This window comes from Pseudomethylobacillus aquaticus, from assembly GCF_003730115.1.
Classification (GTDB): domain Bacteria; phylum Pseudomonadota; class Gammaproteobacteria; order Burkholderiales; family Methylophilaceae; genus Pseudomethylobacillus; species Pseudomethylobacillus aquaticus.
Genome location: NZ_RJVP01000002.1, coordinates 95,014 through 118,707, shown reverse-complemented (window position 1 = coordinate 118,707; position 23,694 = coordinate 95,014). Strand labels below are relative to the sequence as shown.

The window sequence follows — 23,694 nt, the reverse complement described above, 5'->3', positions numbered from 1 at the left end:
GCTGCCTGCAGCGTCTTGGAAAAGCAGCGGCAAAGCCGCCAAGACGCTGCAGAAAATCACTTCAGCATAGGTAGCAAGTAGCGCCCGGTGTGGCTGGCAGCGCAAGTGGCCACTTGCTCAGGCGGGCCTTCTGCCAGAATGAATCCGCCACCATCACCCCCCTCCGGGCCCAGATCCACCAGCCAGTCGGCTGTTTTGATCACGTCCAGATTGTGCTCGATGATGACGATGGTGTTGCCATGGTCACGCAGTCTGTGCAGCACATCCAGCAGCAGCTGGATATCGGCAAAGTGCAGACCGGTGGTGGGCTCATCCAGGATATACAAGGTGCGGCCAGTGTCGCGCTTGGACAGCTCCAGTGCCAGCTTCACGCGCTGCGCCTCGCCGCCAGACAGCGTCGTCGCAGACTGACCCAGCGTGATATAGCCCAGGCCCACATCCAGCAGCGTGCGCAATTTGCGCTGTACCGCAGGCACGGCATTGAAGAAGTCATGCGCCTGCTCCACCGTCATCTCCAGCACTTCGCGGATGTTCTTGCCCTTGTAGTGGATCTCCAGCGTCTCACGGTTGTAGCGATGGCCCTTGCACACATCACACGGCACATACACGTCAGGCAGGAAGTGCATCTCGACGCGGATCACGCCGTCACCCTGGCAGGCCTCGCAGCGCCCACCCTTGACGTTGAAGGAGTAGCGTCCAGGCCCGTAGCCGCGGGCGCGTGATTCCGGCACCCCGGCGAACAACTCGCGGATGGGTGTGAACAGGCCGGTGTAGGTTGCGGGGTTGGAACGCGGCGTACGTCCGATCGGGCTCTGATCCACATCGACCACTTTGTCGAAATATTCCAGACCGGATACCTCGCCGAACGGTGCAGGCTCGGTGGAGCTGCCATACAGATGCTTGGCCACCACGCGATACAAGGTATCGTTGATGAGCGTGGATTTGCCGGAACCGGACACGCCGGTCACGCAGGTCAGCAAGCCGACCGGCAGCTTGAGCGTGACGTCCCGCAGGTTGTTGCCCGTGGCATTGGTGAGATGCAGCCAGCGCTGCGCGTCCGGGGCATGACGTTCGCCCGGCACTGCGATCTGCTTGCTGCCGCTCAGGTACTGGCCAGTGAGCGAGGCGGCGTTATTCTGGATCTCCTCTGGCGTACCGAAGGCCACGATATTGCCACCGTGTTCGCCAGCGCCCGGGCCGATGTCCACCACGTAATCGGCGGCCATGATGGCGTCCTGGTCGTGCTCCACCACGATCACGCTGTTGCCGATATCGCGCAGGCGCTTGAGTGTTTCCAGCAGGCGGTCGTTGTCGCGCTGGTGCAAACCGATGGACGGTTCATCCAGCACATACATCACACCAGTCAGGCCGGAACCGATCTGTGACGCCAGACGGATACGCTGCGCCTCGCCGCCGGACAAGGTCTCGGCCGAGCGCGACAGGGAAAGGTATTCCAGGCCCACGTTGGTGAGGAATTTGAGGCGGTTGCTGATCTCTTTGACGATCTTGTCGGCGATGGCCAGTTTCTGGCCGGTGAGCTCCAGCGTGTCAAAGAACACCAGCGCCTGACGCAGGGGCGATTCGCACACTTCGTGGATGTTGCGCCCTCCCACTTTGACGTGGCGTGCTTCGCGGCGCAGACGCGTGCCGCTGCAATCCGGGCAGGCTTTGGAATTCAGGTATTTGGATAGCTCTTCACGCACGGTCACCGAATCGGTCTCGTGATAACGGCGCTGCAGGTTGTTGAGGATGCCCTCAAAGGTGTGTGATTTGCTGAAGAACACACCACGCTCGTTGAGATAACGGAACGGGATCACCTCACGGCCGCTGCCATTGAGCAGAATCTCTTGAGTTTCAGGCGGCAACACCTCGAAGGCGGTATCCAGGTCAAAACCGTAATGTGTGGACAGGCTCTGCAGCATCTGGAAATAGAACTGGTTGCGCTTGTCCCAGCCCTTGATCGCACCGGCGGCCAGCGACAGATGCGGGAAGGCCACCACGCGCTTGGGGTCGAAGAAACTGATCTGGCCCAGGCCGTCACACTTGGGGCAGGCGCCCATGGGGTTGTTGAACGAGAACAGACGCGGCTCCAGCTCCACCAGCGAGTAATCGCACAGCGGGCAGGAGAATTTGGCCGAGAACAGATGTTCCTTGCCGCCATCCATCTCCATGGCGATGGCCTTGCCTTCGGCCAGACGCAAGGCGGTTTCGAACGATTCCGCGATGCGCTGCTTCATGTCCTCGCGCACCTTGAGCCGGTCCACCACCACATCCACATTGTGCTTGCTGGTTTTGGCCAGTTTGGGCAGGCTGTCCATCTCATAGATCTCGCCGTCCACGCGCACGCGCACGAAACCCTGTGCCTTCAACTCGTCGAACAGGTCCAGCTGCTCGCCCTTGCGGTTGCTGACCACCGGGGCCAGGATCATCAGCTTGGTGTCTTCCGGCAAGGCCAGCACACTGTCCACCATTTGCGATACGGTCTGCGCTTCCAGCTTGATGGCGTGCTCCGGGCATTCCGGATCACCGGCACGCGCGTACAGCAAACGCAGATAGTCGTGGATCTCGGTGACGGTGCCCACCGTGGAACGCGGGTTGTGCGAGGTGGATTTCTGTTCGATGGAGATGGCAGGCGACAGGCCTTCGATCAGGTCCACATCCGGCTTGTCCATGCGTGCCAGGAACTGACGGGCATAAGCCGACAGCGATTCGACATAGCGGCGCTGACCTTCCGCATACAAGGTATCAAAAGCGAGGGAAGATTTTCCTGAACCGGACAGACCGGTGATGACCACCATCTTGTTGCGTGGCAGATCCAGCGAAACATTCTTGAGATTGTGCGTGCGTGCACCGCGTATGCGTATGAATTCCATTAACCATCCGAACCGAAATAATCCCGATCAAGCAGCCGCCAGTCCATCCGCGCGATGCGGATACACCTACGACACCCTGAACCTGAGCCAGACCCAGGCACGTTGCGATTCAGCCGCATGTTGGCAATTCAACCGCCTGCTGAATGCGCGCAGCTAAAGACGCAGCCCACGCTTGCAAACCCGGCGGCGTGCCGGGCGCGAACACCGGGCCAGCAGCCAACGACACAAAGTCCGCACAGTGACAGGTACTTAAGCGAAGCAACCTGATAATATACGCAACTTTCCGCATTCCATTCAAATAGTTTTCATGGCCCATTCAGAACGTATGTCCTCGCTGGAGTTGCGGGCCAGCATGAGCCTGGCCTCCATCTATGGCCTGCGCATGCTGGGCATGTTCCTGATCCTGCCGATCTTCTCCATCTATGCAGAAACCCTGCCCGGCGGCGATAGCCATCTGCTGATCGGCCTGGCGCTGGGCGCCTATGGCCTGACCCAGGCCATGTTCCAGCTGCCGTTCGGCATGGCGTCCGACCGTTATGGCCGCAAGCGCATGATCTACATCGGCCTGGTGCTGTTCGTCATCGGCAGCCTGGTGGCCGGCTTTGCCGACAACCTCTATACCATCATCATCGGCCGCGCCATTCAGGGCGCAGGTGCAGTGTCTGCCGTGGTCACGGCGCTGGTGGCCGACCTCACGCGTGAAGAGCACCGCACCAAAGCCATGGCCATGATAGGCGGCACCATAGGCGTCACCTTCGCGCTGTCGCTGATCCTGGGCCCGGCGCTGAATCAGGTGATCGGCGTGCCCGGCATCTTCCTGCTTACCGGCGCGCTGGCCGCACTGGCCATCCTTGATGTCAAATTCCTGGTACCCGACCCGGTGGTCAGCCGTTTTCACTCCGATGCAGAAGCGGCGCCCAGCAAACTCAAGGATGTCCTGCGGAACAAGCAACTACTGCGCCTGAATTTTGGCATCTTCGCGCTGCATGCGGCACAGATGGCCATGTTCGTGGTGGTGCCGTTCGCCATCAAGCAGACCAGCGGCATGAGCGAGAACGATCACTGGCTGATCTACCTGCCCATCATGGTGTTGTCGTTCGTGCTCATGGTGCCGGCCATCATCTACGGCGAGAAGCGCGCCAAGCTCAAACTGATCTTTGTGGGTGCCATCAGCGTGATGTTGCTGGCACAACTGATGTTTGCTGCCAGCATCACCCACTTCTGGGGCATCATCCTCTCGCTGTCAGCCTATTTCGTTGCCTTCAACGTGCTGGAAGCCAGCCTGCCATCCATCATCTCCAAACTGGCACCGGCGGCCTCCAAAGGTACCGCCATCGGGGTCTACAACACCGCACAATCCATCGGTATATTCCTCGGTGGCACTCTGGGTGGTGTGCTGTCGCACTATTACGGTTATGCCTCGGTGTTCCTGTTCTGCAGCGTGCTGATGGGCATCTGGCTGCTGCTGGCCATCAGCATGCAGCCGCCACCTGCGGTCAAAAGCAAGATGTACCATGTGGACGAGATGAGCCCGGAAGCCGCCGCCAGTCTGGCCAAAGCGCTGGGCACACTGGCAGGTGTACGCGAAGCGGTGGTGCTTGCCGACGAAGGTTTGGTTATACTTAAGATAGACATGCAGCATGCTTTCGACGAGACGCAAGCACTGCAATTGATAGGGAGTGAATAATGGCATCGGTCAACAAAGTGATTCTGGTCGGCAACCTGGGACGCGACCCGGAAATGCGCTACATGCCCTCCGGTGACGCGCTGGCATCCTTCAGCATCGCCACCACGGACAGCTGGAAAGACAAGAACGGCCAGAAGCAGGAGCGCACTGAATGGCACCGTATCTCCATGTTCGGCAAACAGGCCGAAGTGGCCGGTGAATACCTGAAGAAGGGCTCCAGCGTGTACATCGAAGGCCGCTTGCAAACCCGCAAATGGCAGGACAAGGAAGGCAACGAGCGCCAGACCACCGAAGTGGTGGCCGACCGCATGCAGATGCTGGGCGGACGTAGCAGTGGTGGCAGCTACGACGGTGGCATGGACGACGGCGGCATGGACGATTTCAACCAGGCGCCGCCTGCACGGGCCGCCGCACCCAGCCAACGCAGCGCACCTGCTGCGGCAGGCGCAGCGGCTGGCACTGCTGCCGCTGGGGCGAAAAAATCAGGCGGGTTTGATGACTTTGAGGACGACATCCCGTTCTGATGCCGCTACCCGGGCTGGTGCCGTTGATTGGCCGCCATCCCTGTGGATGCTCAGCAAGACCGGCCTAGGCCGGTCTTTTTCATGCTGACAATCGCGTTAAGCTCTTGATAATCTGCCGCTAATCGCCATGTAGAGCTTGGCGCCTTCGGGTATAATTCGACTTTTTTCGGGGTGATGTCATGCCTATCTACGATTACCAGTGCAGCAGCTGCGGCTGCAAAAAAGAAGTGATGCGCAAGGTCAGCGAACCCAACCTGACCACCTGCCCATCCTGCGGACTAGAGACCTTCTCCAAGCAAGTGTCGGCACCGAGCTTCCAGCTCAACGGCACCGGCTGGTATGCCACTGACTTCAAGGGCAGCGGCAGCAAGCCGGCCAAGAAGACCGAAGAAGCCGCTGCACCTGCCGCCTGCAACCCTGGCTGCGCCTGCCACTAAGGCCCACATGAAACGCTACTTCATCACTGGCCTGCTGGTCCTGGTCCCGCTGTCCATCACCGTATGGGTGCTGAAGACCCTGATCGGAGTCATGGATCAAAGCCTGCTGCTGCTGCCGTACGAGTGGCGTCCGGAAGCCCAGCTGGGGCAGGACATTCCGGGCATAGGGGCCATCCTCACCCTGTTGATCATCTTCGGCACCGGCCTCATCGCCACCAATTTCTTCGGCAAACAGCTGATCCTGCTGTGGGAAAACCTGCTCGGCCGCGTGCCTGTGGTGAAAAGCATCTACAACAGCGTGAAGCAGGTATCGGACACCCTGTTCTCCGACTCCGGTAATGCCTTCCGCAAAGCCCTGCTGGTGCAGTATCCACGCCAGGGCAGCTGGACCGTGGCCTTTCTGACCGGCCAGCCCGGCGGGGACGTGGCGAACCATCTGCAGGGTGATTATGTCAGCGTCTACGTGCCGACCACGCCCAACCCCACTTCCGGTTTCTTCCTGATGATGCCGCGCGCTGACGTGATCGAGCTGGACATGAGCGTGGATGCCGCACTCAAATACATTATTTCCATGGGCGTCGTCGCACCTGCCGACAAGCCCGCACCTCTCCAACCTCCCATCCAATAAGAATTTCAATATGCGTACTCATTACTGCGGTCATCTGAACCGCGAACACATCGGCCAGACCGTCACCTTGTGCGGCTGGGCTCATCGTCGTCGTGACCACGGCGGCGTGATCTTCATCGACTTGCGCGACCGCGAAGGCATGGCGCAGATCGTCATCGATCCGGATACCCCGCAAGCGTTCCAGCTGGCCGAAACCGTACGCAGCGAATTCGTGCTGAAGATCGTCTGTAAAGTGCGCGCGCGCCCTGAAGGCACCGTGAACCCCAACATCCCCACCGGCGAAGTGGAGATGCTGGCCAGCGAGATCGAGATCCTCAACCCGTCGCTGACGCCACCGTTCATGCTGGACGACGACAACCTCAGCGAAATGGTGCGTCTGGAGCATCGTTACATCGACCTGCGCCGTCCTGCCATGCAAAAGAACATGATGCTGCGCTACCGTGTGGCCAAGACCTTGCGCGACCACCTGGACAGCAACGGTTTCATCGAGATTGAAACCCCGATGCTGACCCGTTCCACGCCGGAAGGTGCGCGTGACTACCTGGTGCCGTCGCGTGTGCATCACGGCATGTTCTTCGCGCTGCCGCAATCGCCGCAGCTGTTCAAGCAATTGCTGATGGTGTCCGGCTTTGACCGCTACTTCCAGATCACCAAGTGCTTCCGTGACGAAGACCTGCGCGCTGACCGTCAGCCCGAATTCACACAAGTGGATATCGAGACCTCCTTCCTGGGTGAAGAAGAGATCATGAACATCGTGGAAGACATGATCCGCAAGATGTTCAAAAGCGTGCAGAACATCGACCTGCCAGACCCGTTCCCACGCATGCCATTCAGCGTGGCAATGAGCCGTTATGGCTCCGACAAGCCTGACATGCGCGTCACCCTGGAGATCACCGAACTCACCGACGTGATGAAGGATGTGGATTTCAAGGTGTTCGCCGGTGCGGCCAACATGGACGGTGGCCGCGTGGCCGCGCTGCGCGTGCCTAACGGTGCCGGCATCAGCCGCTCCGAGATCGACGCCTACACCGAATTCGTCAAGATCTACGGCGCGCGCGGTCTGGCTTACATCAAGATCAACGACATCACCAAGCTCAACGAAGAAGGCCTGCAATCGCCTATCGTCAAGAACATCCACGGCTATGCGCTGAAAGCCATCATTGAGCGCACCGGCGCGCAGAACGGCGACATCGTGTTCTTCGGCGCCGACAAGGCCAAGGTGGTCAACGAAGCCCTCGGCGCGCTGCGCCTCAAGGTCGGCCACGACAAGGGCCACGTCGATGGCCGCGCCTGGGCACCGCTGTGGGTGGTGGATTTCCCCATGTTCGAACACGACCAAGAGAACGACCGCTGGGTCGCGCTGCATCACCCGTTCACTTCGCCCAAAGACGGCCACGAAGATCTGCTCACCAGCAACCCCGGCGCAGCGCTGTCCAAGGCTTACGACATGGTGCTGAACGGCTGGGAAGTGGGCGGCGGTTCCGTGCGTATCCACAAGCAGGACGTGCAATCCAAGGTGTTCGACGCCCTCAAGATCAGCAAGGAAGAAGCACAGGAGAAGTTCGGCTTCCTGCTCGACGCCCTGCAGTACGGCGCGCCGCCACATGGCGGCCTGGCCTTTGGTCTGGACCGTCTGGTGACGCTGATGGCGGGTGCAGAATCCATCCGTGACGTGATCGCCTTCCCCAAGACGCAGCGTGCGCAGTGCCTGATGACCAACGCACCGAACGAAGTGGACGAGAAACAGCTACGTGAATTGCATGTACGCTTACGTACCCAGAATGTGAGTTAAGTATGACTATCGACAATATGTCCGACGAGCAACTCAAGAATTATAGAGAGGAAATGCTGCGTCAGATTCCTGATGTTGGAGCTATTGGAAATGTGTCATTACAAAAAAAATTGAAGCTGAAAGATGACGTCTATTGGTTTGTCAGAAATAAACTGATAGAGGAAGGCAAATTATCAAAAGCAAAGGGAAAGGGTGGAAGTGTTACTAAAGTGAGCCAATTGGTTGAAGGCGCCCCCTTGGATGAAGAGGCAGCGTCAAATGCTGACAGAATTGCTGAACTGGATTTATACGAACCACTCCATAATGTGATTAAAGATCAGTGGGCAAAAGATTATCAACTTGATTCATTAGTTGGGGAAATTACCGGAAAGCAGGGTGCAAGGAACACTGGTGGTAAGTGGACTAGACCAGATATCACGGTTGCGAGCTACAAAACTTATCCATATGTTCCCGGAAAGCATTTTGAAATTATTACTTTTGAGGTCAAGCCCTCTGATTCAATAGACGTAACTGCTGTATATGAAGCACTTGCCCATAGGCGAGCGGCTACGAGGGCTTATGTAATTATTCATGTACCTTCAAACAAGCTGAATCTGCTAGAAGTGCAAATTGAGGAGTTATCTTCTGAAGCAAAAAAATTTGGTATTGGTGTAATACAAGTTGGTGACCCTAAAGATTATGCAACATGGGATGAAATAGTTGAGCCTACTAGACATGAACCCGACCCAAGTAGGTTAAACGATTTTCTAGCCACACAAGTTTCACAAGGTTTTCGAGAGCAAATAATTAGATGGTTTAGGTAAAGTGTTCAAGACTTAAGCTACCAATGACTATCAAGTCTCTCATACGCACCATCCCGCATTACCCCAAGCCGGGCGTGCAGTTTCGTGACATCACCACGCTGCTGAAAGACCCGCTGGGTCTCAAGGTGACGGTGGATGCGCTGGTCAAGCGCTATGCGGATCAGCGCATAGACAAGGTGGTGGGCATAGAATCGCGTGGTTTCATGGTGGGTGCGCCACTGGCCTATCAGCTGGGCGTGGGTTTCGTGCCGGTGCGCAAGCAGGGCAAGCTGCCTGCCGAGACGCTGGGCCATGATTACCAGCTGGAATACGGTAGCGACCGGGTGGAGATCCACACCGATGCCATCACGCCGGGCGAACGCGTGCTGCTGGTGGACGACCTGGTCGCGACCGGCGGCACCGCCCTCGCTGCAGCGACGCTGATCAGCAAGCTGGGCGGGACGCTGGTGGAATGTGCCTGTGTCATCGACCTGGTCAGCCTGGGTGGCCGCAAACGGTTGGAAACTGCGGACATCCCGCTGTTCGCGCTGTGTGAATACGAAGGCGATTAGTGCGTTATAAAACTCCGATCTCGGCGCTGGTGCTGATCCACACCTCCGATCTGCAAGTGCTGCTGCTGGAACGTGCCGACAAACCCGGCTTCTGGCAATCGGTGACCGGCAGCCTGGAAGATGGCGAAACACCTGCGCAGGCCGCCATACGCGAAGTGCAGGAAGAGACCGGCCTGCAGGCGCTGGATCACAACTTCTACGACATGCAGGCGTCCAACGTCTACGAGATCTACCCGCACTGGCGCCACCGTTATGCGCCTGGCGTCACTGAAAACACCGAACATCTGTTCGGGCTGGAATTATCCGCCGCGCTGCCGGTCAGGCTGGCGCCGGATGAACATCTGCAGTACACCTGGGTGGACTGGCGCACCGCCGCTGCACAGGTGTTCTCATGGACCAATGTCGATGCGCTACGCCGCCTGGGCCTGCGCTACGGACTAACCTTATAGGACTGAACACGATGGAAACCGCCGCCATGATCAAGGCTGAGCCGATCAAATTCGAGCGCTACCTGGCCACTCAGGAAGAGGAGCTGCAAGCGCGCATCCTGGCGGCCAAGGCCAAGCTGGGCAAACGCCTGGTCATCCTCGGCCACCATTACCAGCAGGAAAGCGTCTACCGCCATGCCGATTACACCGGCGATTCGCTGAAACTGTCGCGCTTTGCCGCCGACACCGATGCCGAGTTCATCGTGTTCCTGGGCGTGCATTTCATGGCCGAAGTGGCCGATATCCTGTCGCGCCCCGAGCAGATCGCCATCCTGCCCGATCTGTCAGCGGGCTGTTCCATGGCGGACATGGCCAACCTCGCCAAAGTGGAACGTTCGCGCCGCGAGCTGGCCAAGGTGCTGGATTTCGACGCGACCATCACCCCGGTCACCTACATCAACTCGGCTGCCGATCTGAAAGCCTTCTGCGGCGAGCATGGCGGCATCGTCTGCACCTCCACCAATGCCCCCAAGATCATCGAATGGGCATTCGCACAGCGCGAAAAAGTGCTGTTCTTCCCGGACCAGAACCTGGGCCGCTGGAGCGGTTACAAGATGGGCATCCCGCTGGAACAGATGCCCGTGTGGGACCCGGACCTGCCCATGGGCGGCCTCACCGAAGAACAGATCCGCAATGCCAAGATCCTGCTGTGGAAGGGCCACTGCGCCGTGCACCAGATGTTCCGCGAGCAGAACATCACGCGCTTCCGCGCCGAGCATCCGGATGGCTTTGTGATCTCGCACCCGGAGTCGCCGTTCGAGGTGTGCCTGAATTCGGATTATGTGGGCTCCACCGAATACATCCTCAAGACCGTCTCCGATGCACCCGCGGGCAGTAAATGGCTGGTGGGCACCGAGCTGAATCTGGTCAACCGTCTGGCCGACCAGATGAAGCCGCAGGGCAAACACGTGCAGTTCATGTCGCATGTGATCTGCGAATGCTCGACCATGGCGCGCATCGACCCGCAACACCTGGCCTGGACGCTGGAGAACCTGGCCGAGGGCAAGGTGGTGAACCAGATCAAGGTCCCGGAACACGAAGCCGAGTTGGCCCGCCTGACGCTGCAACGCATGCTGGACGCGTCCTAGGTCTGCGCAGCAGGGCATGACCCGCTTCGTCGCCAATAACCAGATCACGCTGCTGCGCAATGGCGAGGAATACTTTCCCGCCTTGCTGGATGCCATCGCCAGCGCGCGCTACGAAGTGCATCTACAGACCTTTATCTTCGAGGCCGACGACACCGGTCTGCGCGTAGCGGCAGCACTGCAGGCCGCAGCGCAGCGCGGCGTGTCGGTGCATGTGCTGCTAGACGGCTATGGCAGCCGCAAGCTGACCCGTACCGTGCTGGACGGCATGCGTGCCGAAGGCATCGAAGTGACCTTCTACCGCCCGCAGATCTCGCCGTGGACCTTGCAACGCAACCGTCTGCGCCGTCTGCACCGCAAGGTCAGCGTCATCGACGGCACCACCGCCTTCGTGGGCGGCATCAACATCATCGACGATTTGAACGTACCTAACGGCATGCCGCCGCGTGTGGATTACGCACTGCGCTTGCAGGGTCCGCTGGTCAAGGACATCCACACCAGTTGCGTGCGCCTGTGGCAGCGTATCTCCTGGGCCAATCTGCAGCGCACGCACAGCAGCCGCGTACCGCTGGCGTTACTTGACAACCCGCCGCCAGGGCAGTTGCGGGCGGCTTTCGTGGTGCGCGACAATCTGCTGAACCGGCGCGCCATCGAGCGCGCTTACCTCAAAGCCATCGGCAATGCGCGCGAAGAGATCCTCATCGCCAACGCCTATTTCGTACCGGGACGACGCTTCCGCCGCGCGCTGGTGTCCGCCGCCAGACGTGGCGTCAAGGTCAGGCTGTTGCTGCAGGGGCGCATGGAATACTGGCTGATGCTGGCGACGCATGCCTTCTACCGCCAGTTTCTGCGGGAAGGCATCGTCATCCATGAATACCACAAGAGCTTCATGCACAGCAAAGTGGCGGTGATCGACGGGCGTTGGGCCACAGTGGGCTCCTCCAACATCGACCCGTTCAGCCTGCTGCTGGCGCGTGAAGCCAATGTGATGGTGCTGGACGCGGATTTCAGCCAGCAACTGCGCAGCGATATCGAACGCTCCATCCGTGACGGCGGCCAGCAGGTGCATGCGGATGACTGGGAACGCGAGCGCTGGGGCAAGCGCGTGGTGTCCTGGCTGGTATTCGGTATGGTACGTGTGATTCTGGGCATGCTGGGCCACAGCAACAAGCATTAAGTGGTTTGCCGCCGCCCGCGCGAAACCGTATAATCGCGGTCTGCCCCAAAACGTTCAGTCAAAGTGCCGGTGTAGCTCAGTTGGTAGAGCAGCGCATTCGTAATGCGAAGGTCGTAGGTTCGATTCCTATCTCCGGCACCACAACATCCAATATAAAACAGTCGTTTATATTCAACTGGTCATTATCCGGGCCGCTTTGGCACAGTAACGGTGGCAAAATCCGATCTCCGAAGTGGAAGCATTTGTCGCATCTGAACACGCTGGTATCACTGGCCCTCAAGCTATGCAGATGCTGTAGCGACCGTAACGTTGATTTTACTTTGCGATCCCCAAAAACACGGCTAAGCATCGCTCAACTTCCAGTGTTGTATTCGCGTCCAGGTGGCCGAACACTGGCCCGATTTTGTCCCGCTTAACCGTTATCGCCTTGTCTACCATGACTTGTGATGGCTTCTGCAAGCCATTTTCAGCGCTGGGCTGAACATTGATCCGCAGCAAGGGCGCTGGTACCAGCAAGCTGCTTATGGGTAACACGGTGACAGAGCCATGTGTGCTGAACTGGTCTGCTTGAATTATCAGCGCTGGGTACGGTTTCCCAAAATCACCCTGCATGGCAATGGTCACCAGGTCGCCACGCATCACTCCGTCCAGCCGTCCACATCGGCTACCGCCTTTTCCATGAACGCCTGCAAATCACTATCTGCAACTTCTGCCTCTGCAACAAGGCGACATTGACGGCGGCATTCCTCAGCAAAGTCCGGGCTGCGTGTATCAGGTACCCAGATTTGCACTGGCCGCAATCCCGCCACACGCAGTGCGTTACGGTGCTTTTGTACTCTCGCGTTAACGTGTCTGGTGCCCATTGGGAATCCCCTATCAAGTTACATGCAACATAACAGGCCCTGACTCCGTTACATGCGACACACTTGGGCTGCTATCCCCATAGAGGACAGACTCAGGCGATCCATGATGGCGCCGCCATTTTATAGCGGCAGCCAGAAGGCCGGTTAAACGTGCTGGCACTTGTATAGACCAGCACTGGCGGATGATTCCCGCCACCATTTTCCCCACAAAGCCCCGTAAATCAGCACAAAATCTGTGTTCAGCTAGTAGCAATTCCTGATGACTGGGTTAAGATAGTGTTCCGCCAACTTTTTTAAGAGTGATCTTTCCTATGAACAAGCAAGAATTGATCGAGCAAATCGCCGCCAGTGCCGATATCAGCAAAGCCGCTGCTGCCAAGGTAATCGATGCTTTTACTGACAGCATCACCAGCGCTCTGAAGAAGGGCGACAGTGTAACCCTGATCGGCTTCGGTACTTTTGCAGTATCCGAGCGCGCAGCCCGCACTGGTCGCAACCCACAAACTGGCGCTGAACTGCAGATCGCTGCCCGCAAGGCCCCTGCATTCCGTCCAGGCAAGGCACTCAAGGACGCACTGAACTAAATTGGTTCTGTCCTTAACGTCGTCGCATAAACGCCAGCCAGTCTGGCGTTTATTCTTTCTGGCGCGCGCTTTCCTGCATGTGCGGCAAGGCCGTGCCCGGCTCCCAACCGCCGCCCAGTGCGCGCATGAGCTGTACCGTCGCGGCAAACTGTTGCCCGCGCAGCGTCAGCAGGGTGCGTTCATTGTTGAGCGCGATGTTCGCCACCGTCACCACATCGAGATAACTGATCAGCCCGGCCTGATACTGGTTGGTGCTGATCTCCAGCGATTGCCGTGCAGCCTGCAAGGCTTGCGTCTGCAATACGATCTCCTGCTGCAACACATTCAAGGCCGCCAGGTTGTCTTCCACCTCCTGGAACGCGGTCAGCGTGGTCTGGCGGTAGTTGGCTACTTGCTCGTCATAGGCGGCGATCGCCTGATCGCTCAAGGCACGACGTCGGCCCGCATCGAACAGGGTCAACGCCAGCGCAGGCCCGACCGACCAGAAGCGGTTGGCGATATCGATCAGGTTGGCCGAACTGGTACTCTGAAAGCCACCATTCACAGAGAGATTGACGGTAGGGAAGAAGGCTGCCTTGGCCACGCCGATCTGCGCGTTGGCCGCTGCGACGCGCCGCTCCGCCGCAGCCACGTCCGGGCGGCGTTCCAGCAGTTGCGAGGGCAGGCCCACAGGCACCAGCGGTAACTGTTCGGTGAGCCTGGTCACAGGAATGCTCAGGCTGGACGGCGGTTTGCCGGTCAGCACGGCGATGGCGTTCTCTAGCTGGGCACGCTGGATGCCGGTATCCAGCGCCTGGGCGCGCGTGGCATTGAGCTGGGTTTCGGCCTGTACCACATCGGCCTTGCTGGCCACGCCCGCTGCATAGCGATTACGCGTCTGCTGCAGGGATTTTTCATAGGTCGCGATGCTGTCTTCCAGCACCAGACGCTGGCTGTCCGCCAGCCGCAAGGCAAAGTAGTTCTGCACCAGCTCGGCCTGGGCACTCAGCAGGGCGGCGGATACATCGCTGGCACTGGCGTCGGTACCGGCACGGTTGGCTTCCACGGTGCGGCTGATGCGGCCCCAGATATCCGCCTCCCAGCTCAGGTTGGCCGACAAGGTATTGTTGGTGTTGAGCCGGTTACCGTTGAAGGTGCGGTTACCCAGCTGCGAAGACTGGCTGCGGGTACGTGACAGCGTACTGCCTATGGTGGGGAACAGGTCGGCACGTGCGGCACGTGTACCGGCGACCGCCTGTTGGTAACGGGCCAGTGCGGCGCGCAAGGTCTGGTTGGACACTTCCACTTGCGGCACCAGCTGGTTCAACAGTTCATCATTGAACACCTGCCACCAGGGGCCGCGCTGCACATGATCCTGCGGTTCAGCCTGCTTCCATTGCGTACCGTCGGCCTGCTTGAACGCCGCCGGGGTGTCCACCTCGGGTTTGATGTAATCCGGGCCTACCGTGCAGCCTGCCAGGCTGAACAGCAATAGCCAGATCGGTGTTTTCATCGTGTGTCTCATCCTTGTCCCAGTGTTGTCGCCAATCGCGGCTGGCTTGCACTGCCGCGCTTCCACCAGCGGCGCTGTGCCGCGTCCATATAGAGGTAGACCACAGGCGTGGTATACAAAGTAAGCAGCTGACTCACCATCAGGCCGCCAACAATGGCGATGCCTAGCGGCTGGCGCAGCTCGGCACCTTCGCCTATCCCCACCGCCAGCGGCACCGCACCCAGCAGGGCGGCCATGGTGGTCATCAGGATAGGGCGCAGGCGCATCTGGCAGGCCTTGAAAATGGCATCCTGCGCGGACAAGCCCTGCTCACGCTCCGCCATCAGCGCAAAATCGATCATCATGATGGCGTTCTTCTTGACGATGCCGATCAGCAGGATCACGCCTATGATGCCGATCAGGTTCAGATCCTGCCCCATGGCCAGCAAGGCCAGCAGCGCGCCGACCCCGGCACTGGGCAAGGTGGACAGGATGGTCAGCGGGTGCAGCAGGCTCTCATACAGGATGCCCAGCACGATATACACGGCCAGCAAGGTCGCCAGGATCAGCCAGGGCTGACTTTTGAGCGACTGCTGGAACACCTTGGCCGTGCCCGCAAATGCGCCCTGTACCGAAGCTGGCACACCGATACTCACAAAGGTGTCGCGTATCAGCTCGGTGGCTTCCCCCAGCGAGATGCCATCGGTAAGGTTGAAAGTCACCGTAGTGGCCGCGAACTGGGCCTGATGATTGACCTCCAGTGCGGTGCGCGTCAGTTCGTAGCGACTGAACGAGGACAGCGGCACCTGGGTACCATCGGCGGCGCGCACATAGATATAGTGCAGGGCGCGCGCATCGGCACTGAACTCGGGTGCCAGCTCCATCACCACGCGGTACTGGTTGAGCGGGTTATAGATCACGGACACCAGGCGCTGGCCGAAGGCGTTATTGAGCGCGCTGTTGATCTGCGCCATGCTGATGCCCAGCCGGGCGGCCGTGTCGCGGTCTATCACCAGCGAGGTTTGCAGGCCGCGATCTTCCTCGTCGGTATTCACGTCCTGCAGCTCGGGCAGCTGACTCAGTGCCTTGCGGATCTGCGGCGCCCAGTCACGCAGGTCCTTGAGGTTGTCACTTTGCAGGGTGTACTGGTATTGCGCATTGCCCTGACGCCCGCCGATACGGATGTCCTGTACCGATTGCAGGAACAACTGGGCACCCGGCTCCCCCTTGAGCTGTTCACGCAGGCGGTTGATGACCTCGTCGGTGCTCACATCGCGCTCCGCCACCGGCTTCAGGGCCAGGAACATCACGCCACTGTTGCGGCGGCCACCGCCGGTGAAGCCGACCACACTTTCCACCGCCGGGTCACGGCGCACGATGTCCATAAAATGGGTGAGCTTGTCCTGCATGGACTGGAACGAGATCTGCTGGTCGGCCTGGATGGAACCCGCGATACGGCCAATGTCCTGTTGCGGGAAGAAGCCCTTGGGGATGACCACATACAAATACACATTGAGGCTGATGGTGGCCAGCAACAGCACCAGCATCAGGGCGCGAAAACGCAAGGCCCAGTGCAGGGTGCGCGCATAGCCGTTCTGCATACGCGTGAAGGCACGCTCGAACGCCAGACTGACCCGTCCCGGCTGTACCGGCTTGTCGCGCAGCCAGCGCGCGCACAGCATGGGCACCAGCGTCAGCGACACCACCAGCGACACCAGAATAGCCACCGACAGCGTCACCGCGAATTCGCGGAAGAAACGCCCGACGATGCCGCCCATGAACAGAATGGGGATGAATACCGCCACCAGCGACAGACTCATCGCCAGCACGGTAAAACTCACTTCCCGCGCGCCCTGCAAGGCCGCCTGCATGCGGCTAGCCCCGGCCTCCAGCTGGCGCGTGACGTTCTCCACCACCACGATGGCATCGTCCACCACAAAACCGGTGGCGATGGTGAGCGCCATCAGCGACAAGGTGTTCAGGCTGTAACCGCACAGGTACATGGCGGCAAAGGTGCCGATCAGCGACACCGGCACCGCAATGGCGGGGATCATGGTGGCGCGCCAGTCACGCAGAAAGATGAACACCACCAGGATCACCAGCGCGATGGCGATGAACAAGGTATGCGTCACCACATAGATGGACGCGCGTATGCCCACGGTGCGGTCCTGCACCAGCGCGATATCGATGGCGGCCGGCACACTGGCACGCAGCACCGGCATCAGCTCCTTGACCCGGTCTACCGCCTCGATGATGTTGCCACCCGGCTGTGCACGCACCAACAGCAGCACGGCCGGTTTGCCGTCGGACAGGCCCGCGTTGCGCACGTCCTGCACCGAATCCGTGACCTCGGCCACGTCCCCCAGACGCACTGCCGCCGCATTGCGGTAGCGGATGATCATGGGCAGGAAATCCTCGGCACTATCCAGCTGGTCGTTGGCGGCGATCTGCCATTGCTGCTCGCTGCCCGCCAGTGCGCCCTTGGGACGGTTGACGTTGTTGCTGGCGATGGCGTTACGCACCTCGTCGAGGTCCAGGTCGTACTTGTTGAGCGCACGCGGGTCTATATCCACACGTACCGCCGGCAAGGAGCTGCCACCCACGCTGACTTCACCGATGCCGCGCACCTGCGCGATCTTCTGCGCCAGGATGGTGGATGCGTAGTCATACAGCTCGCCACGCCGCATGGTATTCGAGGTCAGCGCCAGGATCATGATGGGCGCAGAAGCCGGGTTCACCTTGCGGTAGGTGGGGTTGGACGGCAGGCCGGTGGGCAGGGTGCTGCGTGCCGCATTGATGGCCGCCTGCACATCGCGGGCGGCCCCGTCGATGTCACGGTCCAGGTCAAATTCCAGATTGATACGCACCGAGCCCAGCGAGCTGCTGGAAGTGATCTCGGTGACCCCGGCGATACGTCCTAGCGCGCGCTCCAGCGGCGTGGCCACGCTGCTGGCCATGATCTCCGGGCTGGCGCCAGGCAGGCTGGCACTCACCGAGATGTTCGGATACTCCACTTGCGGCAAAGGGGCCACCGGCAACTGACGCAAGCCCACAAAACCGGCCAGCACGATACCCAGCGTCAACAAAGTGGTGGCCACCGGCCGCCGTACGAATAATGCCATCATGGACATATCAGGCCGCCCTGGCAGTCCACTGCCGCAGGCGCTGTGCCGTGCGGTCAAAAGCCAGATAGATCACCGGGGTGGTGAACAGTGTCAGCACCTGACTCACCAGCAAACCACCCACCAGCGCGATACCCAGCGGCTGACGCAGCTCCGAGCCCACACCGCCCGCGATCACCAGCGGCAGCGCGCCCAGCATGGCCGCCATGGTGGTCATCAGGATAGGGCGCAAGCGCAGCAGGCAGGCCTGGTAGATGGCCTCCTCGGGGGACTTGCCCTCGTTACGCTGCGCGTCCAGCGCAAAGTCTATCATCATGATGGCGTTCTTCTTGACGATGCCGATCAGCAGGATGATGCCGATGATGGCCACCACACCGAGGTCGCTGCCGCTCAGCATCAGGGCCAGCAAGGCTCCCACCCCGGCACTGGGCAGCGTCGACAGGATGGTCACCGGATGGATGAAGCTTTCATACAGCACACCCAGCAGGATGTAGACGGTGATGATGGCCGCCAGGATCAACCACAGCTGATTGCCCAATGCAGCCCGGAACGCCTGGGCAGCGCCCTGGAAACTGGTCTGCATGCTGTCCGGCAGGCCAAGCTCGGCCTGCGCCTGCTCGATGGCCTGCACCGCATCGCCCAGTGAATAGCCTTCTGCCAGATTGAACGACAGCGTACTCACCGGGAACTGGCCCAGCCGGCTCACCAGCAGCGCGGCTTGCTGTTCGCGCACGCTGGCCACCGCCGTCAACGGCACTTGCGCGCCTTCTGCGGTGGTGAGGTAAAGGTTGGACAGCGCCTGCGGACTTTGCTGCAAGTCAGGACGCACTTCCAGGATCACGCGGTATTGGTTGGACTGCGTGAAGATGGTGGAGATCATGCGCTGGCCATAGGCGCTGTACAGCGCATTGTTGATGTCTGCCACGCTGATGCCCAGGCGTCCCGCCGCCTGTCTGTCTATATCCACATAGGCCTGCAGGCCTTTCTGCTGCAAGTCACTGCTGACTTCGGCGATCTGCGGCAACCCGGTCAGTGCCTGCTGCAAGCGCGGTACCCAGATGTTGAGCTGCTGCTGGTCCGGGTTGCTCAGCGTGTATTGGTACTGGTTACGGCTGACCTTGTCCTCGATGGTGAGGTCCTGCACCGGCTGCAGATAGACATGGATGCCGTTCACTTCTGCGGCACGCTGCTGCAGACGCGCCAGGATAGTGTCCGCCGAGGCATCCCGCTCCGCATGTGGCTTCAGGTTGATGAGCAAGCGACCACTATTCAGTGTGGCGTTGATGCCGTCCACCCCGATGAAGGAGGTGACGCTGGCCACGTCCGGGTCGTCCCCCATCACCTCGGCCAGGCGTTGCTGACGCTCGGCCATGGCGGTGAAGGAAACCGTTTGCGGCGCTTCGGTGATGCCTTGCAGCAGGCCGGTGTCCTGCACCGGGAAAAAGCCCTTGGGGATCATCACATACAGCACCACAGTGAGTGCCAGCGTCGCCACCGCCACCACCAGCACCATGGGCTGACGTGCCAGCACCCATTGCAGCGCACGCCCATAGGCCGCGGCCAGGCGGTCGAAGCCCTTGCCGACCACCACATCGAAGCGGCTGCGCTCCTGCTCCGGGATATGCCGCAACAAGCGCGCGCACATCATAGGCGTGAGCGTGAGTGAGACCACGGCCGAGATCAGGATGGCCACCGCCAGCGTGATCGCGAACTCGCGGAACAGGCGGCCGACCACATCGCCCATGAACAGCAAGGGGATGAGCACGGCGATCAGCGACAGCGTCAGCGAGATGATGGTGAAGCCGATCTGGCTGGCGCCTTTGAGCGCGGCCTGCATGGCACTCTCGCCGCGCTCCAGATAGCGCGCGATGTTCTCTATCATGACGATGGCGTCATCCACCACAAAACCGGCGGCGATGGTCAAGGCCATCAAAGTCAGGTTGTTGATACTGAAACCCGCCACATACATCACGGCAAAGGTGCCGATCAGCGACAGCGGCACGGCCACCGCCGGGATGATGGTGGCGCGCAGGTTGCGCAGGAACAGGAAGATCACCAGCACCACCAGTGTCACCGCCAGCACCAGCTCGAACTGCACATCGTGCAGGGCGGCGCGGATGTTCACGGTGCGGTCACTCAACACCTCCACGCGCATGTCGGCGGGCAGATTGGCCTGCAGCTCCGGCAGCAGCGCACGGATGCTGTCCACCACCTTGATCACATTGGCGCCAGGCTGGCGCTGCACATTGAGCAGGATGGCCGGCTTGCCATTGGCCCAGGCGGCCAGCTTGCTGTTCTCGGCGCCGTCCACCAGCGTGGCCACATCGCCTAGCTTGACTGCCGCACCGTTGCGGTAAGCAAGCACTAACTTACGGTAATCTTCCGGGCTACGCAGCTGGTCGTTGGCATCGATGGTGGACGCCCGTGACGGGCCGTCGAAACTGCCCTTGGCCTGATTCACATTGCCGCTAGTAACGGCGGTGCGCACATCGTCGATATTCAGGCCTTGCGCAGCCAGTGCGCCCGGATCCACCTGGATGCGTACCGCGGGGCGCTGACCGCCACTCAGCGACACCAGGCCCACCCCGGACAATTGCGAGATCTTCTGCGCCAGACGTGTATCGGTCAGGTCCTGCAAGCTGGGCAGCGGCAGGGTGTCCGAAGTGATGGCCAGCGTGATGATGGGCGTATCCGCCGGATTCACCTTGCTGTAGATGGGCGGCGTGGGCAAGTCCTGCGGCAGCAGGCTGGCGGCGGCATTGATGGCCGCCTGCACTTCCTGCTGGGCTGAATCCAGCGTGCGTTCCAGGCTGAACTGCAGGGTGATCACCGAGGCACCGCCCGAACTGCTGGACGACATTTGCACCAGCCCCGGCATCTGCCCGAACTGCCGTTCCAGCGGGCCAGTGATGGAGGCCGCCGTGACCTCCGGACTGGCGCCCGGATACAGCGTCACCACCTGGATGTTGGGGTAATCCACCTCGGGCAGGGCAGACAGGGGCAGCAGGCGGTAGGCGAGCAGGCCGACGATGAGGATCGCCAGCATCAGCAGAGAGGTCGCGATCGGCCTCAGGATGAAGATGCGTGACGGATTCATGGCGCAGTGCGGGCTGGTTTGGCAGATGCTGGTTTGGCAGATGCTGGTTTGGCAGATGAAGGATCAGCTCGTCTGCCACTAGGCTTGTCCGCCTTGTCGGATAACACCACAGGCTTGGCCAGCGCCACTTCCGCACCTTCACGCAGTTTGTCAGCACCGTCGGTGACCACCTGCTGGCCAGGCTGCAATTCACCACGTACGGCGGTGATGTCACCTTCAACAGTCAACACCTGCACCGGCTTCACGGTCACGGTACGGTCAGCCTTGACCACATACACATAATCGCCCTGTGCACCACGCAGTATTGCATTGTTGGGCACCGTCAGTACTTGCTTCAGCGTGGAGGTAAGCAGTCGCACATTGACGAACTGGCTGGGGAACAAGGCTTCGTCTGCGTTGCTGAATTCCCCTTTGAGCTTGACGGTGCCGGTGGTGGTATCGACCTGGTTATCCAGGCTGCTCAGCACGCCTTCGGCCAGAAGGGTCTTCTGGTCACGTGCGTAGGCACTGACCGGCAGGCGCTCACCCTTGCGCAGCGGGCCCAGCACCGCAGGCAGATCATCCTGCGGCAGCGAGAACACCACATTGATGGGTTTGATCTGCGCGATAGTGAGCAGGCCGGTGGCATCCGCACTGCTCACCATATTGCCGGCATCCACCAGACGCAGACCGATGCGACCGCTCACTGGCGCGGTGATGCGCGTGAAACTGAGCTGCAGTTTGGCGTTATCGATCACGCCCTGGTCGGTCTGGATGGCACCCTGATACTGGCGCACCAGCGACTCTTGCGTATCCAGCTGTTGCTTGGCCAGCGAGTCCTGCGCCAGCAGGGTCTGATAGCGCTGCAGATCCAGTTCGGCGTTCTTGAGCAAGGCGCGGTCACGCGCCATCTGGCCTTCTGCCTGCGTCAATTGCACCTGATAGGGACGCGCATCGATCTCGGCCAGCAAATCGCCCTTGTTCACATATTGGCCTTCCTTGAACAGCACACGGATCAGCTGGCCGTCCACGCGCGGCTTGACGATGACATTGCTGATCGGCGTCACGGTGCCGATGGCGTTCAGGTATTGCGGGATGTCCTGCTGCTTCACTTCTGCCACCCCCACGGTGGACATCTGGTCGCCACCACGGCCGCCCTTTTTACCGAATTTGCCGGGCTTGCCAGGCGGCCCCGGTTTGTCCGTGGCCGTCTGCTGTGCAGCCTGGTCAGCGGCCTGATCATCAGACGCCACAGGCCAGAACCACCAGGCAGCCACTGCCAGCAACGCCAACACAAACAACCATGGCAGCACACTACGAATGAAGGAGGAGGAACGAGGGGCGGGACTGGCCGTCATGATTATTCTCTGGGTCGCGTGACAGAAAAAGCAGTAGGGTAAAAAGGCTTCAGGTAATGCGATACATTACCTGAAGACCCGGTGAGGTGGAGTGAGTTTCCTCAGTTAAGTGCCACGGCAGAGGCTCAGCTAGCCGTAGGCGCCTTGTCTACTGGTTTGCGCTTTTCACGCCACTGTTGCATCTGCTGTTTCTGCTCTTCAGTCAGCACGGCAAAGAACTGATGCATGGCCTCGGCGCGCGCAACCGTCATCTGGGCACGCAGCCTGGCCTGGTCGTTAGCAAGCTGTTCGACACGGCTACGGTCAAAATCCTTGGTACGCGAAGCGGCATACAAAGCCTGCTGTGTCTCGCGCATGGCCTCACGGTTCTTTTCCTGTGCGGCGCGCTGCTTTTCAAAGATCTGCTTGGCCTGCGCCTGTTGCTCGGGCGTCATCTTCAGTTTGTCCATCTTGTGCTGCCAGAACGCGCCCTGCGGACCCTTGCCGTCCGGGCCATGGCCACGGTGGCTGGCGTGTTCACCACGCGCCGGACCATGACAGTTTTCACCTGAACCGGCAAAGCTGCTGATGCTCAGGGTGGATAGAACGGCAGCGAGAACGCCTGCCAGCATGAGATGCTTACGATTGGATTGCATGGTGATGTTCCTTTTCAATGGATCAAGAAATAACGGCATCAAGTCGGCTTAGTAAGCCCGGTAGATGATGGAAACCGGAGGTGCATAGAACTGCCAGTTGTTGCCCACGATCCACCAGCTGCCGTTGCGACCGGCATGCCAGCCGTGGTGCCAGTAACCACCATGGCGGCGTGGCAGATCATGACGATAGGTGTAGTGCGGTACGCCGCGGCCACCATAATGATGGCCAGTGGAATAGTAGTTGCCACGGTAGTGATCGTGACGGCCATAGTCATGGCGACTGTAGTCATGACGGCGATGGTCGTTGCCACGGTAATCGTGACGACGGTCATCACGGCCACGGTCACCACCACGGTGCTGCTGTCCATGATTCTCATAGCCATGACCACCACGATGACCGCGGTCGTCACGGTCGGCATAAGCCGGGCCAGAGATCGCGAGCACCAGACCGACAGCGGTCAGACTTGAAGCGATAAGCTTGCTAATCTTCATGATGCATACTCCTCAATTGCGATGGGTGGGCGGCCCGGATTTTGTTGC

20 protein-coding genes and 1 tRNA gene are annotated in these 23,694 nt (G+C 60.0%); 12 read left to right on the top strand and 9 right to left on the bottom strand.

Annotated features, from left to right (window positions below; all coding sequences use genetic code 11):
• Positions 1-56: 56 nt before the first annotated feature.
• On the bottom strand, positions 57-2,873 hold the full coding sequence (uvrA, locus tag ED236_RS04210; RefSeq protein WP_123236722.1) for an excinuclease ABC subunit UvrA: 2,817 nt from the start codon (positions 2,871-2,873) through the stop codon (positions 57-59).
• 307 nt (positions 2,874-3,180) lie between these two features.
• Here uvrA and ED236_RS04205 point away from each other — a divergent pair, with 307 nt between their 5' ends.
• The 11 genes from ED236_RS04205 (at position 3,181) to ED236_RS04155 (ending at position 12,186) form a co-directional block, all read left to right on the top strand.
• Positions 3,181-4,560, top strand: coding sequence for an MFS transporter (locus ED236_RS04205; protein ID WP_123236721.1), 1,380 nt, complete (start codon positions 3,181-3,183; stop codon positions 4,558-4,560).
• Positions 4,560-5,084, top strand: coding sequence for a single-stranded DNA-binding protein (locus ED236_RS04200; protein ID WP_123236720.1), 525 nt, complete (start codon positions 4,560-4,562; stop codon positions 5,082-5,084). Before ED236_RS04205 ends, ED236_RS04200 begins: the two co-directional genes overlap by 1 nt.
• A 179-nt stretch (positions 5,085-5,263) precedes the next feature.
• Positions 5,264-5,521, top strand: a complete 258-nt coding sequence (locus ED236_RS04195; RefSeq protein WP_123236719.1) for an FmdB family zinc ribbon protein — start codon at positions 5,264-5,266, stop codon at positions 5,519-5,521.
• Between the two features lie 7 nt (positions 5,522-5,528).
• The gene (locus tag ED236_RS04190; RefSeq protein ID WP_123236718.1) at positions 5,529-6,149 is read left to right on the top strand and encodes a DUF502 domain-containing protein; all 621 of its coding nucleotides are present in this window, start codon (positions 5,529-5,531) and stop codon (positions 6,147-6,149) included.
• A gap of 10 nt (positions 6,150-6,159) precedes the next feature.
• Positions 6,160-7,941, top strand: a complete 1,782-nt coding sequence (gene aspS, locus ED236_RS04185; RefSeq protein ID WP_123236717.1) for an aspartate--tRNA ligase — start codon at positions 6,160-6,162, stop codon at positions 7,939-7,941.
• 2 nt (positions 7,942-7,943) lie between these two features.
• A complete protein-coding gene (locus tag ED236_RS04180) occupies positions 7,944-8,744 on the top strand; it encodes a hypothetical protein (protein ID WP_123236716.1) in 801 nt (266 codons plus the stop codon).
• 23 nt (positions 8,745-8,767) lie between these two features.
• On the top strand, positions 8,768-9,295 hold the full coding sequence (locus tag ED236_RS04175) for an adenine phosphoribosyltransferase (protein ID WP_123236715.1): 528 nt from the start codon (positions 8,768-8,770) through the stop codon (positions 9,293-9,295).
• Positions 9,295-9,744, top strand: coding sequence for a dihydroneopterin triphosphate diphosphatase (gene nudB, locus ED236_RS04170; protein WP_123236714.1), 450 nt, complete (start codon positions 9,295-9,297; stop codon positions 9,742-9,744). The genes ED236_RS04175 and nudB overlap by 1 nt, the downstream gene beginning before the upstream one ends.
• A 26-nt stretch (positions 9,745-9,770) precedes the next feature.
• A complete protein-coding gene (nadA, locus tag ED236_RS04165; RefSeq protein WP_420820416.1) occupies positions 9,771-10,871 on the top strand; it encodes a quinolinate synthase NadA in 1,101 nt (366 codons plus the stop codon).
• 16 nt (positions 10,872-10,887) lie between these two features.
• Positions 10,888-12,045 (top strand): cardiolipin synthase ClsB, encoded by a 1,158-nt coding sequence (gene clsB, locus ED236_RS04160; RefSeq protein WP_123236713.1) that lies wholly within the window; start codon positions 10,888-10,890, stop codon positions 12,043-12,045.
• A 65-nt stretch (positions 12,046-12,110) separates the two neighbouring features.
• A tRNA-Thr gene (locus tag ED236_RS04155) sits at positions 12,111-12,186 on the top strand.
• A gap of 174 nt (positions 12,187-12,360) precedes the next feature.
• Here ED236_RS04155 and ED236_RS04150 read toward each other — a convergent pair.
• Both ED236_RS04150 and ED236_RS04145 read right to left on the bottom strand, forming a co-directional pair.
• Positions 12,361-12,684 carry a type II toxin-antitoxin system PemK/MazF family toxin gene (locus ED236_RS04150; RefSeq protein WP_123236712.1) on the bottom strand — a complete coding sequence of 108 codons (324 nt, stop codon included), beginning with the start codon at positions 12,682-12,684 and terminating at the stop codon, positions 12,361-12,363.
• The gene (locus tag ED236_RS04145) at positions 12,684-12,908 is read right to left on the bottom strand and encodes an antitoxin MazE family protein (RefSeq protein ID WP_123236711.1); all 225 of its coding nucleotides are present in this window, start codon (positions 12,906-12,908) and stop codon (positions 12,684-12,686) included. Before ED236_RS04145 ends, ED236_RS04150 begins: the two co-directional genes overlap by 1 nt.
• A 311-nt stretch (positions 12,909-13,219) precedes the next feature.
• On the opposite strand from ED236_RS04145, the gene ED236_RS04140 reads away from it, so the two are divergent.
• Positions 13,220-13,492: an HU family DNA-binding protein gene (locus ED236_RS04140; RefSeq protein WP_123236710.1), complete on the top strand. Its 273-nt coding sequence runs from the start codon at positions 13,220-13,222 to the stop codon at positions 13,490-13,492.
• 49 nt (positions 13,493-13,541) lie between these two features.
• Here the strand turns inward: ED236_RS04140 and ED236_RS04135 are convergent, their stop codons facing one another.
• The 6 genes from ED236_RS04135 to ED236_RS04110 form a co-directional block, all read right to left on the bottom strand.
• Positions 13,542-14,984: an efflux transporter outer membrane subunit gene (locus tag ED236_RS04135; RefSeq protein WP_205125635.1), complete on the bottom strand. Its 1,443-nt coding sequence runs from the start codon at positions 14,982-14,984 to the stop codon at positions 13,542-13,544.
• A gap of 8 nt (positions 14,985-14,992) precedes the next feature.
• Complete coding sequence (locus ED236_RS04130) at positions 14,993-18,088, bottom strand: multidrug efflux RND transporter permease subunit (RefSeq protein WP_275669203.1); 3,096 nt, start codon at positions 18,086-18,088, stop codon at positions 14,993-14,995.
• Between the two features lie 7 nt (positions 18,089-18,095).
• The gene (locus tag ED236_RS04125; protein WP_123236707.1) at positions 18,096-21,182 is read right to left on the bottom strand and encodes an MdtB/MuxB family multidrug efflux RND transporter permease subunit; all 3,087 of its coding nucleotides are present in this window, start codon (positions 21,180-21,182) and stop codon (positions 18,096-18,098) included.
• Positions 21,179-22,519, bottom strand: coding sequence for an MdtA/MuxA family multidrug efflux RND transporter periplasmic adaptor subunit (locus ED236_RS04120; RefSeq protein WP_123236706.1), 1,341 nt, complete (start codon positions 22,517-22,519; stop codon positions 21,179-21,181). The genes ED236_RS04125 and ED236_RS04120 overlap by 4 nt, the downstream gene beginning before the upstream one ends.
• A gap of 125 nt (positions 22,520-22,644) precedes the next feature.
• Complete coding sequence (locus ED236_RS04115; protein ID WP_162299577.1) at positions 22,645-23,154, bottom strand: Spy/CpxP family protein refolding chaperone; 510 nt, start codon at positions 23,152-23,154, stop codon at positions 22,645-22,647.
• A 48-nt stretch (positions 23,155-23,202) separates the two neighbouring features.
• A complete protein-coding gene (locus tag ED236_RS04110; RefSeq protein WP_123236704.1) occupies positions 23,203-23,646 on the bottom strand; it encodes a hypothetical protein in 444 nt (147 codons plus the stop codon).
• Between the last annotated feature and the right edge of the window lie 48 nt (positions 23,647-23,694).